Genomic DNA, 18756 nt, shown 5'->3' with positions numbered 1-18756 from the left:
CGGACGCCCGGGTGCGCCTCCCCACCCGCTCGCGCGTCCGGCTCCGCTCCGCCCGGCCCCGCTTCTCCGGGCGGCCCGCCGCACCGCCGCACGTCCCGCAGGCCGCTCCGTCCCCGCCCAGAAGGACTGACCAACATGACGGACCAGCACCAGAGTTCAGCCGGCGCCGAGCCCACCGCACCGCGGGTCCGGACCCTCGATTCGACGCCGGGTCCGGCCGGTCCGGCCCCCGTCCCGGTGCTCGCGGACCTGTTCGCACGGTGGGTGGGCCGCAGGCCGGACGCGACCGCGCTGACGGACGGCCGGCGGACCTGGTCGTACCGGGAGGCCGACGCCTGGGCCAACCGCCTCGCGCACGTCCTGATCGGCCGCGGGGTGGGGCCGGAGCGGACGGTGGCGCTGGTCCTGCCCCGTTCCGTCGAACTGGTCGTCGCGGAACTGGCCGTGGCCAAGGCGGGTGGTGCCTTCCTGCCGGTGGACCCGGCGTACCCGGCCGAGCGCCGCGCCCTGATGCTCGCCGACGCCCGTCCGGCCGTGGTCCTCGACGACCCGGCCGCGATCCGGACCGCCGCCGGCCCCGACCGCGCCCCGGACGACGCGGACCGGCTCCGCCCACTGCACTCAGGGCACCCCGCCTACGTCATCTACACCTCGGGCTCCACCGGCACCCCCAAGGGCGTGGTCGTGCCGCACACCGGGTTGGGCGCCTTCGCCGCGGCGGCCGCCGACCGGTACGCGGTCGGGCCGGGGGACCGGGTCCTGCAGTTCTCCTCGCCGAGCTTCGACGCCGCCGTACTGGAGCTCTGCGTCTCCCTGTTGGCCGGCGCCACCCTCGTCGTCCCGCCGGACGGGCCGTGGCTGGGGGACGAACTCGTCGCGGTGCTGGCCGAGCACCGGATCAGCCACGCGCTCATCCCGCCGGCCGCGCTCGCCACCGTCCCCGCGGACGGCGCCCGCCTGCCCGGCCTGCGCACCCTGATCGTGGGGGCCGAAGCCTGCCCCGCGGAACTGGCCGACCGCTGGGCGCCGGGACGCCGGCTGATCAACTCCTACGGTCCCACCGAGGCCACCATCGTCGCCTCCTGGACCGGTCCGCTGTCCGCCGGCGGCGGTACCCCCTCGATCGGCCGGCCGCTGCCGCACACCCCGGCCCGGATCCTGGACGCGGCCATGCGGCCGGTCCCGGACGGCACCGCGGGCGAGTTGTACGTGGGCGGCCCGGGGGTCGCCCGCGGCTACCTCGGGCGCCCGGGCCTGACCGCGGCCCGCTTCGTCGCCGACCCGTTCGGGCCGCCCGGGGCCCGGCTCTACCGCACCGGCGACCTGGTGCGCCGCGACCCCGCCGGTGAACTGGAATTCCTCGGCCGGGCCGACCGGCAGGTCAAGATCCGCGGCTTCCGCGTCGAACCCGGCGAGATCGAGGCGGCGTTGGTCCGGCTGCCCGGGGTGACCGACGCGGTGGTCCTCGTGCGCGAGGACGAGCCCGGCCACCGACGGCTCGTCGGCTATGTGACACCGGGCGACCCGGCCCGGCCCCCGCGGCCCGCGCCGCTGCGGGCGGCCCTCGCCCGCAGCCTGCCCGCCCACATGGTGCCGTCGGCCGTCGTCGTCCTCGACACGTTCCCGCTCACCGCCCACCACAAGATCGACCGGCGCGCGCTGCCCGCACCCGATGCGGCCGGTGCCGCGGAGCCGGGCCGTCGCGCCCCGCGGACCGCGGCCGAACGGACCCTCGCGGCCATCTGGTCGGAGGTCCTGGCGGTGCCCGAGCCCGGCACCACCGACGACTTCTTCGACCTCGGCGGCGACTCCGTCCTCGCCGTACGGGTGCTCTCCCGGATCCGGGCGGCGCTCGGCGTCCGGCTCACCGTCCGCGATGTGTTCGGCTCCCGGACCGTCGCCGGCCTGGCGTCCCTCCTCGACGAGCCGGCCGTCGCGGCCGCTCCCGCGCCGATCGCGCCCGCCCGCCGGGACCGGCCGCTGCCGCTCTCCGCCGGGCAGCAACGGCTGTGGTTCCTCGACGACCTGACCGCGGGCGGCACCGAGTACAACACCGGGGTGGGGGTGCGGCTGTGCGGCCCGCTGGACACCGGCGCGCTGCGCCGTGCCCTGGACCGGCTCACCGCCCGTCACGACTCCCTGCGCACCACCTTCGCCACCTTGGACGGCCGGGGGGTGCAACGCGTCGCGGACACCGCCGTCCTGCCACTGGCCACCGCCGACCTCCGCGACCGGCCGGCCGGGCACCGCGCCCGGGAGGCGGACCGGCTGCTCGCCGAGGAACTGCGGCGCCCCTTCGACCTGCGCGAGGGACCGCTCACCCGGGCCCTGCTGATCGGGCTCGCCGAGGACGAGCATCTGCTGCTGCTGGCGCAGCACCACATCGTCACCGACGGCTGGTCGGTCGGGGTGCTGGTACGGGAACTGGCCGCGCTGTACGGCGCGGAGGCGGGCGGCGGCCCCGACGACCTCGAAGAATCGATTCTTCAATACCCCGACTTCGCCGTGTGGGAGCGCGCCCACCACACCCCCGGCCGGTACGCCGACGACCTCGCGTACTGGAAACGGCACCTCGGCGGGATGCCCCAGCTCGACCTGCCGGTGGACCGGCCCCGGCCGCCGGTGCGCACCACCTCCGGCGCGGCCCACCGCCACCGGTTGCCGGCCGACCTCGCCGAGCGCCTACGTGCCCTCGCCCGGGCCAGGGGCACCACCCTGTTCACCCTGTACGCCGGGGCCGCCGCGGTGCTGTTCTCCCGCTACACCGGCCAGCGCGACATCGTCTTCGGCACCGTCACCAACGGCCGGGACCGGCGCGAACTGGAGGGCGTGACCGGCTTCTTCGTCAACACCCTCGTGCTGCGCACCGACGTCGACGGCACCGCCACCGTCGACGACTTCCTGGACACCCTGGGCGGCACGCTGCTGGACGCCTTCAGCCATGCCGGCGTCCCCTTCGACCGCCTGGTCGAGGAACTGGCCCCGCCCCGCGACCCCGGCCGCACCCCGCTGGTCCAGGTCCTCGTCGTCCAGCAGACCCCGATGGTGCACCCGCGGGAGGCCGGCGGTGTGCGGATCGAGGAGCATCCGCTGCCGCGGCCGGCCGCCCGCTTCGATCTCGTACTGGAATTCCTGCCGCACCCCGACGGATCCCTCGGGCTGACCGTCGAATACAACACCGACCTCTTCGACGCCCACACCGTGGCCCGTATGAGCCGCCAACTGCACCTCCTGCTGGAGGGCATGGCGGACGGCACACACCGGACCGTGGCCGACCTGCCGCTGCTCACCGACGACGAGCGGCGCACCATGCTCGAAGCCTGGAACACGCCCCGGCAGGACGGCCCGGACACCGCCCTGCCCGCTCTCCTGGAGGCGCAGGCCACCCGCACCCCCGACCGGACCGCCGTGGTCTGCGGCGACACCCGGCTCACCTACGCCGAGGTGAACCGGCGTGCCAACCGCCTGGCCCGGTTGCTGGTCGGCCAGGGCGCCGGCCCGGAGACCCTGGTGGCGCTGGCCCTGCCGCGCTCCGCCGACCTCGTGCCGGTGCTCTGGGCGGTGCTCAAGGCGGGCGCCGGGTACCTGCCGGTGGACCCCGGCTATCCGGCCGAACGCATCCGGTTCATGCTCGCCGACGCCGCCCCCGCCCTCGTCCTGACCACCCGCGACACCGCCCACCGCCTGCCCCGGGACACCGCGCGGCTGGTCCTCGACGCCCCGGAGACCGCGGCCCGGTTGGCCGGCCACGCGGCGGACGACCTCACCGACGCCGACCGGGTCCGCCCCTTGGAGACGGCCCACCCCGCCTACGTCATCTACACCTCCGGTTCGACCGGCCGCCCCAAGGGGGTGGTGGTCACCCACCGCAGCGTCGCCGACCTCGCGGCCTGGGCGGCCGCCCGGTTCGGCCCCCGGCTGAGCCATGTGGTCGCCTCCACCTCGCTCAACTTCGACGTCTCCGTCTTCGAACTGCTCTGCCCGCTGCTGTCCGGCGGCAGCGTCGAGGTGGTGGCGGACCTGCCGGCCCTCGCCGACCGGCCCGGCGCCGCGCCGCGCCGGGCCGGCCTGCTCAGCGGCGTGCCCTCGGTGATCTCCCGGATGCTCACCCGGGGCGCCGGCGGCGTCACGGCCGACACGGTGGTGCTGGCCGGCGAGGCGCTGCCCGCCCGGACCGTGCAGGAGATCCGGGAGACCATGCCGTCCTCCGAGGTCGCCAACGTCTACGGGCCGACCGAGGCCACCGTCTACGCCACCGCCTGGTTCGCCGGCGACGCCCCGCCCGAACAGGCCCCGCCCATCGGCCGTCCGGTCGCCCGCACCCGCTGCTACGTCCTGGACGGCAGGCTGCGCCCCCAACCGCCGGGGGTTTCCGGCGAGTTGTACCTCGGCGGCGGGGGCCTGGCGCGCGGCTACCTCCGGCGCCCCGGCCTGACCGCCACCCGCTTCCTCGCCGACCCGTTCGCCGGCCCCGGCAGCCGGATGTACCGCACCGGCGACCTGGTGCGGTGGACCGGCGACGGCGAGCTGGAGTATCTGGGCCGGGTGGACCAGCAGGTCAAGGTGCGGGGCTTCCGCATCGAGCTGGGCGAGGTCGAGGAGGCGCTGCTGCGCTGCCCGGGGGTCGCGCAGGCGGCCGCCGCCACCCGGGAGACCGACGGCCACCCGCGGCTGATCGGCTATGTCGTCCCCGAGCACGGGGCGGACCCGGCTCCCGGCGCGCTGCGCCGCCGGCTCGGGCGCACGCTGCCCGACTACATGGTGCCCGCCACCGTCCTCGTCCTGGACGAGCTGCCGCTCAACCCCAACGGCAAACTGGACCGCGCCCAACTGCCCGCCCCGGACTGGACGACGGAGGCGACCGCGGAGTTCGTCGCCCCGCGCACCGCCACCGAACGCGCCCTCGCCGCCGTCTGGGCCGAGGTGCTGCGAGTGGCGCGGATCGGGGTCGAGGACAACTTCTTCTCGCTCGGCGGCGACTCCATCCTCAGCATCCAGGTGGTCGCCCAGGCCCGTCAGGCGGGCCTGACGATCACCTCGCGCGACGTCTACCGGCACCAGACCGTCGCCGCCCTCGCGCGCTGCGCGGACGCCGCCGAGCGGCCCGCCGACCCGGCCCCGGCGGCCGAGCCCACCGGGACGTCGCCGCTGACCCCCATCCAGCACTGGCTGTTCGAGGCCGACCCGGCACGGGCCGCCCACTTCGGACAGACCCTCTCCGTCGAGCTGACCGAGGACCTGGACGCCGCCGCGCTGGAAGCCGCGCTGCGGGACCTGACCGCCCACCACGCCGCGCTGCGCTCCCGCTTCCCGGCGGACGGCGACGGCCGGCGCCGCCAGCACATCGACCGCACCGCGCCCCCGATCGTCCTGCACCGCCACACCGGCCCCGACGACGACGCCCCGCACCTCGGCCCGTTCGACCTGGACCGCGGGCCGCTGCTGCGCGCGGTGCTCCACGACCGGGGCGCCGACCGGCCCCGCGTCCTGCACCTGGCCGTCCACCACCTGGTGGTGGACGGCGTCTCCTGGCGCATCCTGCTGGAGGACCTCGACCGGTCCTACCGCGCCCGGCGGGACGGCGGCGACGCCGCGCCGCTCCCCGCCTCCTCCCCGCTGCGCCACTGGGCCCGCCGGCTGACCGCCCACGCCGAAGCCGGCGGCTTCCGCGACGAGGCCGCGTACTGGGCCGCGTCGGCCCGCGCCGGCGACCCGGCACTGCCCGTCGACCGCACCGGCGCCAACACCTACGCGTCGGCCCGCTCGGTGACCGTCCGCCTGACCCCGCAGCAGACCGCCGCCCTGCTGCACACCCTGCCCGGCGCCTACCGCACCGAGGTCAACGACGTGCTGTTGAGCGCGCTGGGCCGGGTGCTGGGCACCTGGACCGGGCGCGACACCGTACCCGTGGACGTGGAGGGCCACGGCCGTGAGGAACTCTTCGCCGACGTCGACCTCTCCCGCACCGTCGGATGGTTCACCACCCGCTACCCGGTCGCCCTCACCGTGCCGCCGGACGCCGGCTGGGACACCGTGCTGAAGTCCGTCAAGGAGCAGCTGCGCGCGGTGCCCGGCCGCGGCCTCGGCCACGGTGTCCAGCGCTACCTGACCCGGCCGGACGGCCGGCCCGCCGGCCCGTCCGCCGGCATCAGCTTCAACTACCTCGGCCGGTTCGGCCTGCCCGGCACCGGCGGCGGCCTCTACCGCGGCCCGCACCGCCCGCTCGCCCTCGACGCCGACCCGGCCGCCGAGCGGCCGCACGCCCTGGAGGTGGTCGGCCGACTCGACGGCGACGCACTGGAGTTCACCTGGTTCTACTCGGCCGACCTGCACCACGAGGCGACCGTGACCCGGCTGGCCGGGGAGTTCGCCGCGGCCCTGGGCGAGATCGCCCGGCACGGTGCCCGCCCCGGGGCCGGGGGCCGCACCCCGTCCGACTTCCCGTTGGCCGCCCTCGACCAGCCGACCCTCGACCGGCTGGTGGGCGACGACGCCCGGGCAGTCGAGGACATCCACCCGCTCACCGCGACCCAGGCCGGCATGCTCTTCCACCGGCTCGCCCAGGACGACGGCGGTGTCTACTTCCAGCAACTCACCTTCGTCCTGGACGGCGTGCCCGACCCCACGGCGCTCGCCGCCGCCTGGCAGCAGGTCACGGACCGCACCCCGGTGCTGCGCGGCCGCGTCGTCTGGCAGGACGTGCCCGAGCCGCTGATGGTGGTCGAGAACGGCGTCACCCTCCCGGTCACCCACCTCGACTGGCGCGCCCTGCCGCCCGATGCGCGCGGGGCCCGGCTGCGCGAACTGCTCGCCCGGGACCGGCGAGTCGGGCTGGACCTGGCCGCCGCCCCGCTCCAGCGCCTGGTACTGGCCCGGCTGTCCGCCACCGAGGTGCGGGTGGTGTGGTCCTTCCACCACCTGGTGCTGGACGGCTGGAGCCTGTTCCAGGTGCTCTCCGACGTCTTCGGCGACCATGCCCGGCTGAGCGGACCGGCGGACGGCAGCGGCCCGGCGCCGGAGACCGCCCCGCCCGCCCGCCGGCCGTTCCGCGACTACGTCGCCTGGCTGCGCGAGCGCGATCCGGCGGAGGCCGAGGACCACTGGCGGGCCCGGCTCGACGGGCTGACCGAACCCACCGCCCTGCCCTACGACCGCGACCCCCGGGAGAGCCACCGCACGGAGTCCACCGAGGCGGTGCGGGTCACCCTGCCCCCGGCGCTCACCGGGCGGCTGACGGACCTGGCCAAGGGCGCCGGCGTGACCATGAACACGCTGGTGCAGGCCGCCTGGGCGCTGCTGCTGGCCCGGCAGAGCGGCCGCCCGGAGGTGGTCTTCGGCACCACCGTCTCCGGCCGCCCGCCGGAGCTGCCCGGCGCCGAGGCGATGACCGGCCTGTTCATCGCGACCCTGCCGACCCGGCTGACCGTGCCCGCCGAGGGCACCCTGCCGGACTGGCTGCGCCGGGTGCAGGAGATCCAGACCGAGGACCGGCGCTTCGACTTCGTCCCGCTCGCCCGGCTGACGGCGTTCGGCGAACTGCCGGAACGCACCGCCCTGTTCGACAGCATCGTGGTCTTCGAGAACTACCCGGCCGGCGACGGTCTCGCCGCGGCGCACGGGCTGCGGCTGAGCGACCTCGACGGCATCGAGACCACCAACTACCCGCTGAGCCTGGTCGCCTACCCCGGCCCGGAACTGGCCCTGCGCCTCGGCTACGACCCCGAGCTGTTCGACACCGACACCGTCGAGCTGATGGCCGAGTACCTCACCGTGCTGCTGGCGGGCATGGCCGCCGACGCCCACCGCCCGCCCGCACGGCTGCCGGTGCTCGGCGCGGCACGCCGCCGCCAGGTGGTCGAGGAGTGGAACGACACCGCCGTCGCGCTGCCCGACGGGACGGTCGCCGGGCTCTTCGCCGACCGGGTCCGGCGCACCCCCGACGCACTCGCCGTGGACGCCGGCGCCATCCGCCTGACCTACCGCGAACTCGACGCCCGTGCCGAGGACTTGGCACACCGGCTGGTCGCGCTCGGCGTGCGCCCCGAGCAGCCGGTCGGGGTCCTGATGGACCGCTCGGCCGCCCTCGTCGTCGCCCAGGTCGCCCTCGCCAAGGCGGGCGGGGTGTACGTCCCGCTGGACGGCCGCGCCCCACGGGAGCGGCTGCGGCTGCTGCTGGGGGAGACCACCGCGGACCTGGTGCTCACCGACGCCGCCTGGGAGGACACCGCACGCGCGCTGGCGCCCGGCGGGCGGACGCTGCGGGTGACGGCAACCGCCCCGGACCCGACCGGGCACGAGCCCGCGCCCCGCACCGCCCTCCCTGCCCTCCACCCCGACAACGCGCTCCAGTTGATGTTCACCTCCGGCTCCACCGGCCGCCCCAAGGGCGTCGCGGTGCGCCACCGCGATGTCGTGGCGCTCGCCTTCGACCGCGCCTTCGAGGGGCACGAACGGGTCCTGGTGCACTCGCCGGCGGCGTTCGACGCGGCCACCTACGAACTGTGGGTGCCCCTGCTGCGCGGCGGCCGGGCCGTCCTGGCCCCGCCCGGCGACCTGGAGGCCGCCACCGTGCGCCGGGCGGTCACCGACCAGGGCGTGACCTGCCTGTGGCTGACCGCCGGGCTCTTCCGCCTGCTGGCCCAGGAGGACCCCGGCTGCCTGCGCGGCGCCCGCGAGGTGTGGACCGGCGGCGAGGCCGTGCCGGGCGCCGCGGTGCGCCGGTTCCTCGACGCCTGCCCGGACCTCGCCGTCGTCGACGGCTACGGCCCGACCGAGACGACCACCTTCGCGACCCGGCGGGCCTTCCGCGCCGGCGACCCGCTGCCCGCCACCCTGCCCATCGGCCGCCCCCTGGACAACACCCGCTGCTACGTCCTGGACGGCGCGCTGCGGCCGCAGCCGCCGGGCATCCCCGGCGAGCTGTACGTCGCCGGCGCGGGAGTCGCCCGCGGCTACCACGGCCGACCCGGCGCGACCGCCGCACGCTACCTCGCGGACCCGTTCGGGCCGCCCGGCGGCCGGATGTACCGCACCGGCGACCTCGTGCGCTGGAGCGCCGGCGGCGAACTCCACTTCGTGGGGCGCACCGACGACCAGATCAAGATCCGGGGCTTCCGCGTCGAACCGGCCGAGATCGAGGCCGCGCTCACCGGGCACCCCGCGGTCGCCGAGGCGCTGCTGACCGCCGTCGAGGCGGACGGCCGCAAACGCCTGGCCGCCTACCTCGTCCCCGCCCCGGAGGCGATCGTGCCCCCGGCCCAGGAACTGCGCGACTTCCTCGGCGCGCGGCTGCCGGACTACATGCTCCCCGCCGCCTTCGTCACACTCGACGCGCTGCCGCTGACCGGCAACGGGAAGGTGGACCGGCGCCGGCTGCCCGCCCCGCGATGGTCGACCGCCGCCGGCGGCACCCACCGCGCACCGCGCGCGGGGGCGGAACAGGCCCTCGCGGACATCTGGCGCGACCTGCTGGGCGTCGAGCGGATCGGCGCCGACGACAACTTCTTCATGCTGGGCGGCGATTCGATCCTCAGCATCCAGGTCGTCTCGCGCGCCCGCCGGGCGGGCCTGACCCTGACCCCCCGGGACGTGTTCCGCCACCCCACCGTCGCCGCCCTGGCCGCCGCCACCGGCGCCGCCGCACCCGTCACCGGCACCGGGCCGGTCACCGGCGAGGTCCGCCTGCTGCCGATCCAGCGCTGGTTCCTCGACGCCCGGCCGACCCGCCCGGGCTACTTCAACCAGTCCGTCGTCGTCGAACTCGCCGAGGACCCCGACCTCCGGGCACTGGAGGACGCCCTGGCCGCGCTGTGGGCCCACCACGACGCCCTGCGGGCCCGCTTCGCGCAGCGGGCGGACGGCGGCTGGGAGCAGCACTGCCCGGCCGCGGGCGCCGCCGAGCCGCCGGCCCTGCGGGTCCACGACCTGACCGGACGGGACGCGCGGGAGTGCGCCACCGCCGTCGAGGCCGCGATGGCCGAGGCCCACGCCGGCTTCGACCTCGCGCGTGGGCCGCTGGTCGCCGCCCGGCTCTTCACCGGCGCGCCGGACGCGCCGCCGCGGCTGTTCCTGACCGCCCACCACCTCGTCGTCGACGGCGTCTCCTGGCGCATCCTGCTGGAGGACCTGGAGAGCGGCTACCACCGGGCCCGCACCGGAGAGCCGGCGGCCCCGCCCGCCCGCACCACCTCCGTGCAGGAGTGGTCCAGGCTGCTGCACGAGCGCACCGAGGCCGGCGGGTTCGCCGCCGAGCAGGAGCACTGGAGCGCAGCGGCCGGCCACTGCGCGGCGCCGCTGCCGACCGACGCCGACGGCACCAACACCATCGCCGACCTCGGCACCGTCACCGTCCGCCTGGACCGGTCGCGCACCGCCGCCCTGCTGCGCGACGTCCCCGGCGCCTACCGGACGCAGATCAACGACGTCCTGCTCACCGCCCTCGGCCGGGTCCTGGCCGACTGGACCGGCCGGCGCACCGTCGCCGTCGGCCTGGAGGGCCACGGCCGCGAGGACGCGCTCTTCGACGGCGTCGATCTGTCGCGCACGGTCGGCTGGTTCACCACCCTCTTCCCGGTGGCCCTCGACATCCCCGACGGCGACTGGGGAACGGCGCTGAAGTCCGTCAAGGAACAGCTGCGCGCCGTGCCCGGCCGCGGCCTGGGCCACGGCGCACTGCGCCAACTCGACGCGGAGGGCGCTCTCGCCGGTACGCCGCAGCCCCGGATCAGCTTCAACTACCTGGGCCGGTTCGACTGGTCCGGCGAGGGCGGGCTGATCCGCGGTGTCCGCGGCGGACTGGACGGCGCCGCCGCCCCCGAATCCGTCCGCCCCCACCTGCTCGACGTGGTCGGCAGAGTCGAGGGCGGCGCCCTGGAACTCACCTGGTACCACAGCCGCGCGGTGCACCGCGACGAGACCGTCACCGCCCTGGCCACCGCCATGCGCACGGCACTTGAGGAGATCGTCGCGCACTGCGCCGGTCCGGACGCCGGCGGCCGCACCCCCTCCGACTTCCCGCTCGCCCGCCTCGACCAGCCCACCGTGGACCGGGTCGCCGGCGACGGCCGGGAGGTGGCGGACCTCTACCCGCTGACCCCCATGCAGGCGGGCATGCTCTTCCACACCCTGCTGGACCCCGCCTCCCACACCTACGTCAACCAGGTCCAGTTGGTGCTCTCCGGCGTCCGGGACCCGGCCGCGCTCGCCACCGCCTGGCAGCGGACGGCCGACGCCAACCCGGTGCTCCGCACCCGCCTGGTGTGGGCGCAGACCCCCGAACCGCTCCAGGTCGTCCAGGCCCGCGCCACCGTACCCGTCACCCACCACGACTGGACCGGTCGGAGCCCCGAGTCCTGCGAACGCGCCCTGGAGACGCTGCTCGCCGAGGACCGTGCGGCCGGCCTCGACCTCACCCGGGCCCCGCTGATGCGCCTGACCCTGATCAGGCTGCCCGCCGACCGGGTCCGTCTGGTGTGGACCTTCCACCACGTCCTCCTCGACGGCTGGAGCGCCGCCCAGATCTTCGACGAGGTCTGCGAACGGTACGCGGCGCGCACCGCCGGCCGGGCGCCCGAGGTCCCGGCCCGCCCGCCCTTCGACGGCTATCTGCGCTGGCTGGCGGAGCAGGACACCGGGCAGGCCGAACACCATTGGCGGGCCGCGCTGGCCGGGTTCACCGAGCCGACCCGGCTCCCCAAGGACCGCGCCCAAGCGCCGGCCCACCGCGCCTCGTCGTCCGCCTCCGTCCGCATCACCCTGGACGCGGCGGAGTCGGCGCGCCTGCGCCGGACCGCGCAGCACGCCGGCCTCACCATGAACACCGTGCTCCAGGGCGCCTGGGCCCTGCTGCTGTCCCGCTACAGCGCCAGTGACGACGTGGTCTTCGGCACCACCGTCTCCGGACGGCCCGCCACGCTGCCCGGCGTGGAGACCATGGTCGGCCTGTTCATCAACACCCTGCCCACCCGGGTCCGCATCGACGGGCGGCGCGCCCTGCTGGACTGGTTGCGCGAGCTCCAGACCGCCCAGTCCGAGGCGCGGCGGTTCGACTTCGTCTCCCTGGCGGACATCCGGTCCTGGAGCGAACTGCCCGCCGGAACAGACCTGTTCGAGACCATCGTCGTCTTCGAGAACTACCCCTTCGACAGCGACGCCCTGGGCCGGCACGGCCTCGGCCTCACCTCCGAACGCGACCTGGAGCCCACCAACTACCCGCTCAGTGTGATCGTCGCCCCCGGCGAGCGGTTGACCGTCGCCCTCGACCACGACCCGGCGGTCTTCGACACCGCGACGGTCGAGCGGCTCGGCGCCTGCCTGCGCACACTGCTCACCGGGATGGCGGCGGACCCGGAGCGCCGGCTCGCCGAGCTGCCGCTGCTCACCGAGGACGAACGGCACCGCGTCGTCACGGAGTTCGGCGGCGCCGTCGTGCCGCGGCCGCGCCGCACCCTGCCCGAGGCGTTCGAGGCGCAGGCCGCCCGCACCCCGCACGCCCCGGCCGTCCTGGCCGGCGCGGACCGGCTCACCTACCAGGAGCTCAACGACCGCGCCAACCGGTTGGCGCGGCTGCTGATCGCCGCGGGCGTGGGCCCCGAACGGTTCGTCGCGCTCGCCCTGCCGCGCACCTGCGACCTGGTCGTGGCCCTGCTGGCCGTCCTCAAGAGCGGCGCCGGCTATCTGCCGATCGATCCCGGCCACCCCGCCGAGCGGGTCGCCTTCCTCCTCGACGACATCGCACCGGACCTCGTCCTGGCCACCGCCGCGACGGCCGGCCGGCTGCCCGACGGGCCCGCCACCCGGCTCATCCTGGACGACCCCGGGGTGGCGGACCACCTCGCCGCCGGACCGGCCGCCGACGTGGACGACACCGAGCGCACCGGCGAACTGCTGGCCGACCACCCCGCCTATGTGCTGCACACCTCCGGCTCCACCGGAGTGCCCAAGGGCGTGGTGGTGACCCACGGCTCCGTCGTGGCGCTGGCCGACTGGGCGGCCGCCGAGTTCGGCACCCGGGGACTGTCCCACGTCGTGGCGTCCACCTCGCTCAACTTCGACGTGTCGGTGTTCGAACTGCTCTGCCCGTTGTTGTCCGGCGGCCGGGTGGAGATCGTCCGCGACCTGCTGGCCCTCGCCGAACGCCCCGGGCCCTGGACCGCCGGGCTGCTCAGCGCGGTCCCCTCCGCCCTCGGCCGGCTGCTCGCCGAGGACACCGTCCAGGTCACCGCGGACACCGTGGTGCTGGCCGGCGAGGCGCTCGCCGCCCGCACCGTCCGCGAGGTCCGCACCGCCGTCCCCGGCTGCCGGGTCGCCAACATCTACGGCCCCACCGAGGCCACCGTCTACGCCACCGCCTGGCACTGCGACCCCGCCGACCCGGACCGCACCCCACCCATCGGCCGCCCGGTCGGCGGCGCCCGGGCCTACGTCCTGGACCCGTGGCTGCGCCCGGTGCCGGTCGGGGCGCCCGGTGAGCTCCATCTCGCCGGCACCGGCGTGGCCCGCGGCTACTTCGCGCGGCCCGGCCTGACCGCCCGGTGCTTCCTGCCCGACCCCTTCGGTCCCCCGGGCGAGCGGATGTACCGCACCGGCGACCTCGTACGCTGGGACGCCGAGGGTCGGCTGGAGTACCTCGGCCGCACCGACGACCAGGTCAAGGTGCGCGGCTTCCGGATCGAACTGGGCGAGGTCGAGGCCGGGTTGGCCCGCCACCCGGACGTGGCCGCGGCCGCCGCCCGGGTCGTGGCGGCCGACGGCCACAAGCGCCTGGTGGGCTACGTCGTCGCCCGCGACGGGACCGCACCCGACCCCGTCGAGGTCCGTGCCTTCCTCGCCCGCGGCCTCCCCGACCACCTGGTCCCCGCGCTCGTCGTGCCCCTGGAACGGCTGCCGCTCGGCCCCACCGGCAAGCTCGACCGGCGCGCCCTGCCCGCGCCCGGCCCGGCCGCCACCCCGGCCGCCGGACACGTCCCGCCGCGCACGGACGCCGAGCGGGTACTCGCCGCCGTCTGGGCCGAGGTGCTGGGCGTGCCACAAGTGGGCGCCGAGGACAACTACTTCGCGCTCGGCGGCGACTCCATCCTCAGCATCCGCATCGTCTCCGCGGCCCGCCGCGCCGGCCTCGCGCTCACTCCGAGCCAGCTGTTCGTCCACCAGACCGTCGCCGCCCTCGCCGCGGCCGCCGGGGAACCGTGGGCCGCGGCCGCCACCGCCGAACAGGGCCCGGTGGTGGGCGAGATACCGCTCACCCCCGTCCAGCACTGGCTCTTCGCCACCATGCCCGACCACCCGGCGCACTTCACCCAGGCGCTCTCCTGCCACCTCGCCGCCGACACCGAGGAGGACGCGCTGCGCGCGGCGCTCGGCGCGGTGCTCGACCACCACGACGCGCTGCGCATGCGGTACCGCACCACCGAAGACGGCAACTGGCGCCAGTACGGCACGATGCCCGGGACGGGCGCCGCCCTGGAGGTGCGCGACCTGTCCGGCCGGCGGCCGGGGGAGCGCCCCGCCGCGCTGCGCGCGCTCACCCGTGAGCTGAGCGCCGGATTCGACCTGACCGAGGGGCCGCTGCTCAAGGCCGCCCTGTGCCACCTGGGCGGCCAGGACCGCCCGGTCCTGCTGCTCGTCGCCCACCACCTGGTCGTGGACGCGGTGTCCTGGCGCATCCTCCTGGAGGACCTCGACACCGCCTACCGCCAGGTGCGCACCGGCGGCCGGGCCGTGCTCGGACCCAAGACCACCTCGTTCCGTGCCTGGGCCGAGCGGCTGTGCGAGCACACCGCGGCCGGCGGCTTCGACGACGAACTCGCCCACTGGAAGGGGACCGGCGGCCACCACGAACTGCCCACCGACCGCACCGGCCGCAACACCGCGGACTCCGAGGAGACCGTGACCGTCCGCCTGGAAGCCGAGGAGACCCGCCGACTGCTCCAGGACGTGCCCGACGTCTACCGGACCCGGATCGACGACGTCCTGCTGTGCGCCCTGGGCCGGGTGCTGGCCCGCTGGACCGGGCACGACCGGGTGCTCATCGGGCTGGAGGGCCACGGCCGCGAGGAACTCTTCGGCGACGTCGACCTCTCCCGCACCGTCGGCTGGTTCACCACCATGTTCCCCGTCGCGCTGGACCTCCCGCCGCACGCGGACCTGGCGACGGCGCTGAAGTCCGCCAAGGAGGGGCTGCGGGCACTGCCGCGGCACGGCCTGGGCCACGGTGCGCTGCGCCGGCTGCGCACCCCGGCACCGGCCGGCCTCCCGGCCGCCCCGCAGCTCGTCTTCAACTACCTCGGCCGGCAGGACTGGAGCGCCACCGAGGACGGCGGCCTGCTGCACGCCCCGTACGGCGCGCTCGACGGCGACCTGGACCCGGCCGCCGAACGGCCGCACCTGATCGACGTGATCGGGCAGGTCGCCGACAAGCGGCTGGAGTTCACCTGGTCGTACTCGGCCAACCTGCACCGGCGCGCCACCGTGTCCCGGCTCGCCGAGGAGACCGCCGCCGAACTGCGGGACATCCTGCGGCACTGCGCCGCACCCGGTGCCGGCGGCCGCACCCCCTCCGACTTCCCGCTCGTCGCCCTCGACCAGCGCACCGTCGACCGGCTCGCCGGCGACGGCCGGGACGTCACCGACATCTACCCGCTGACCCCCACGCAGACCGGACTGGTCTTCCACGCCCTCGACGAACCCGGCCAGGGCCTCTACGTGGAACAGGCCACCTTCGTCCTGGACGGCGTCACCGACCCGGGGCTGCTGGCCGCCGCCTGGCAGCAGGTCGTGGACCGCACCCCCGTCCTGCGCACCGCCGTGATCCTGGGCGACGTGCCTACCCCCCTCCAGATCGTCCACCGTTCCGTCACCCTGCCTGTCACCACCCTCGACTGGAGCGCCCGCACACCGGAGGAGCGGGACGCCGCACTGGCCCGGCTGCTCGCCGAGGACCGGGACCGGGGCATCGCGCTGGACCGGCCCCCGCTGCTCCGGCTCACCCTCGTCCGGCTCGCCCCCACCGAGGTGCGGGTGGTGTGGACCTTCCACCACGTGCTGCTCGACGGGTGGAGCGTCTTCCAGGTCCTCTCCGACGTCTTCGCCTGCCACACGGCGCTGGCGCACGGCACCGAGCCACGGCTGCCGGACCGCCGCCCCTTCGCGGAGTACGTCGGCTGGCTGGCCGCACAGGACCGGGCCCCGGCCGAGGAGCACTGGCGCCGGGCGCTGGCCGGTCTCGCCGCCCCCACCCCGCTGCCCTACGACCGCCGCCCGGCCCCCGACGCGCCGACCCGCGCCGGCACCTGGCTCCCGTACCGGTTGGGGGAGTCGGAGACCGCCGCGCTCCAGGACTTCGCCCGGCGCCACCATCTCACCCTCAACACCGTCGTCCAGGGCGTCTGGGCGCTGCTGCTGTCGCGTTGGAGCGGGCAGCGGGAGGTGTGCTTCGGCAGCACCGTCTCGGGCCGCCCGGCCGGCCTGCCCGGCGCCGACGCCATCCCCGGCCTGTTCATCGCCACCCTGCCGGTGCGGTGCGACGTGGCCGGCGACGCGGACCCGGCCGACTGGCTGGGCGTGTTGCAGACCGCCCAGGCGACCGCCCGCGGCTTCGACCACGTCCCGCTCGCCGAGCTGCGCGAGTGGAGCGACGTGCCGGCCGGGACCCCGCTGTTCGAGAGCCTGCTGGTCTTCGAGAACTACCCGATCAACGACACCGCGGCCACCGCCCACGGCCTCCGCGTCCGCGACCTGCACGCCCTGGAGGCCACCAACTACCCGCTCACCGTGGTGATCTCACCCGACAGCCGGCTCGGCGTCGAACTCGGCTACGACCCCCGCCACTTCGAGGAGTCCACCGCCCGCTCCCTCGCCGACCAGCTGATGCACACCCTGGCCGCGACGGCCTTGGCGGGCTCGCCCGGGGGCCCGGCGACCCTCGACGCGATCACCACCCTGCCGCCGGCGGAGCACGCCCGGCTGACCGCGCCGGCCGCCCCCGACCCCGTCCCGCCGGCCACCCTGGCCGCGCTCGTCGAGGCGGCGGTGGACCGGTGGCCCGACGCCCCCGCGGTCGCCGCACCCGACCTGTGCCTGACCTTCGCCGAGCTGGAGGCGCGGGCCAACCGCCTCGCCCACCGGCTCGTTTCCCGCGGCGCGGGCCCCGGCGACCTCGTCGCGCTGGTCCTGCCGCGCTCGGCCGAGATGATCGTCGCCCAGCTCGCCACCGCCAAGGCGGGCGCCGCCTACCTGCCGGTGGACCCCGGATACCCGGCCGACCGGATCGCCCTGATGCTGCGCGACGCGGCCCCCGCGGTCACCCTGGAGGCCGACGAGGTCCACGCCCTCCTGGCAGCCGACGACGCACCGGACCACCGCCCCACCGACCGGGACCGCTCCCGTCCGCTCGCCCTCGACGACCCGGCCTATGTGCTCTACACCTCCGGCTCCACCGGCACCCCCAAGGGCGTGGTCGTCACCCACCGCGGCCTGGCCGCCTTCGCCGCCGCCGAGGCCGCCCACTACCAAGTGCGGCCCGGCGACCGCGTACTGGCCTTCGCCTCCCCCAGCTTCGACGCCTCGGTGTTGGAGCTGTGCATGGCGCTGCCGGCCGGCGCCCGCCTGGTGGTGCCGCCGCCCGGCCCGCTGCTCGGCACGCAGCTGGCCGAGGTGCTGCGGGCCGAACGCGTCACCCACACCCTGCTGCCGCCCGCCGCGCTCGGCACCGTGCCGCCCGGCACCGCCGGGACGCTGCCGGACCTGCGGACCCTGATCGTCGGCGCGGACGCCTGCGGCGCCGACCTCGTCGCCCGCTGGGCCCCGCACCACCGGATGATCAACTCCTACGGTCCCACCGAGGCCACGGTCGTCGCCACCTGGTCCGGGCCGCTGCGGCCGGACGGCACCGCGCCGCCCATCGGCCGCCCGCGGCCCGGCAGTTGCGGCTACGTCCTCGACGCTCGGCTCCGCCCCGTCCCCGACGGGGTCCCCGGCGAACTGTGGCTCAGCGGGCCCTCCCTGGCCCGCGGCTACCTCCGCCGCCCCGGCCTGACCGCCGCCCGCTTCGTCGCCGACCCCTACGGCCCGCCGGGCACCCGGATGTACCGCACCGGCGACCTGGTCCGCCGCGACGCCCACGGCGAACTGCACTACCTCGGCCGCACCGACCACCAGCTCAAGCTGCGCGGCCACCGGATCGAGGCCGGCGAGGTCGAGGCGACCCTGGCCGGCCACCCCGCCGTACGGGACGCGGTGGTGACCCTGCGGGAGGACGAGCCCGGCATGCCGCGCCTGGTGGCCCACCTGCTCGCCGCCCCCGACACCGACGTCCCGTCCGGCGCCGAGCTGCGCGCGTTCGCCGCCCGGACGCTGCCCGGACCGATGGTCCCCTCGGCCTTCGTCGTCCTGGAGCGCTTCCCGCTCACCGAGAACGGCAAGACCGACCGCGCCGCCCTCCCGGCCCCCGGTCCCGAACTGCCCGAACCCGCGGCGCGCCTGGCGCCCCGTACACCGACCGAGGAGTTCCTCGCCGACCTCTGGGCGTCGGTGCTGGGCCGGCCGGTGGGCGTCGAGGACGACTTCTTCGCCCTGGGCGGCGACTCGCTGCGCAGCCTGCAGCTCGCCTCCCGGACCAACGAGACCTTCGGCGTGCACCTCACACCCCGGGACGTGCTGACCGCCCGGACCGTCGCCGCCCTCGCGGACCTGGTGGAGGAGCACGTTCTGCGCGAACTGGAAGACGCCGCCCGCGACAGCGACCACGACCAACGGTGA

The 18756-nt window shown here is 76.2% G+C and carries 1 protein-coding gene; it reads left to right on the top strand.

What is annotated here, in order from left to right; genetic code table 11:
• The first annotated feature begins 135 nt into the window (after positions 1–135).
• Entirely contained in the window at positions 136–18756 is an 18621-nt protein-coding gene (locus K2224_RS19225) for a non-ribosomal peptide synthetase (protein WP_221907742.1), read from the top strand.

The sequence above is a fragment of the Streptomyces sp. BHT-5-2 genome (assembly GCF_019774615.1).
Classification (GTDB): Bacteria; Actinomycetota; Actinomycetes; order Streptomycetales; family Streptomycetaceae; genus Streptomyces.
This window is presented reverse-complemented; position numbering and strand designations above follow the sequence as displayed.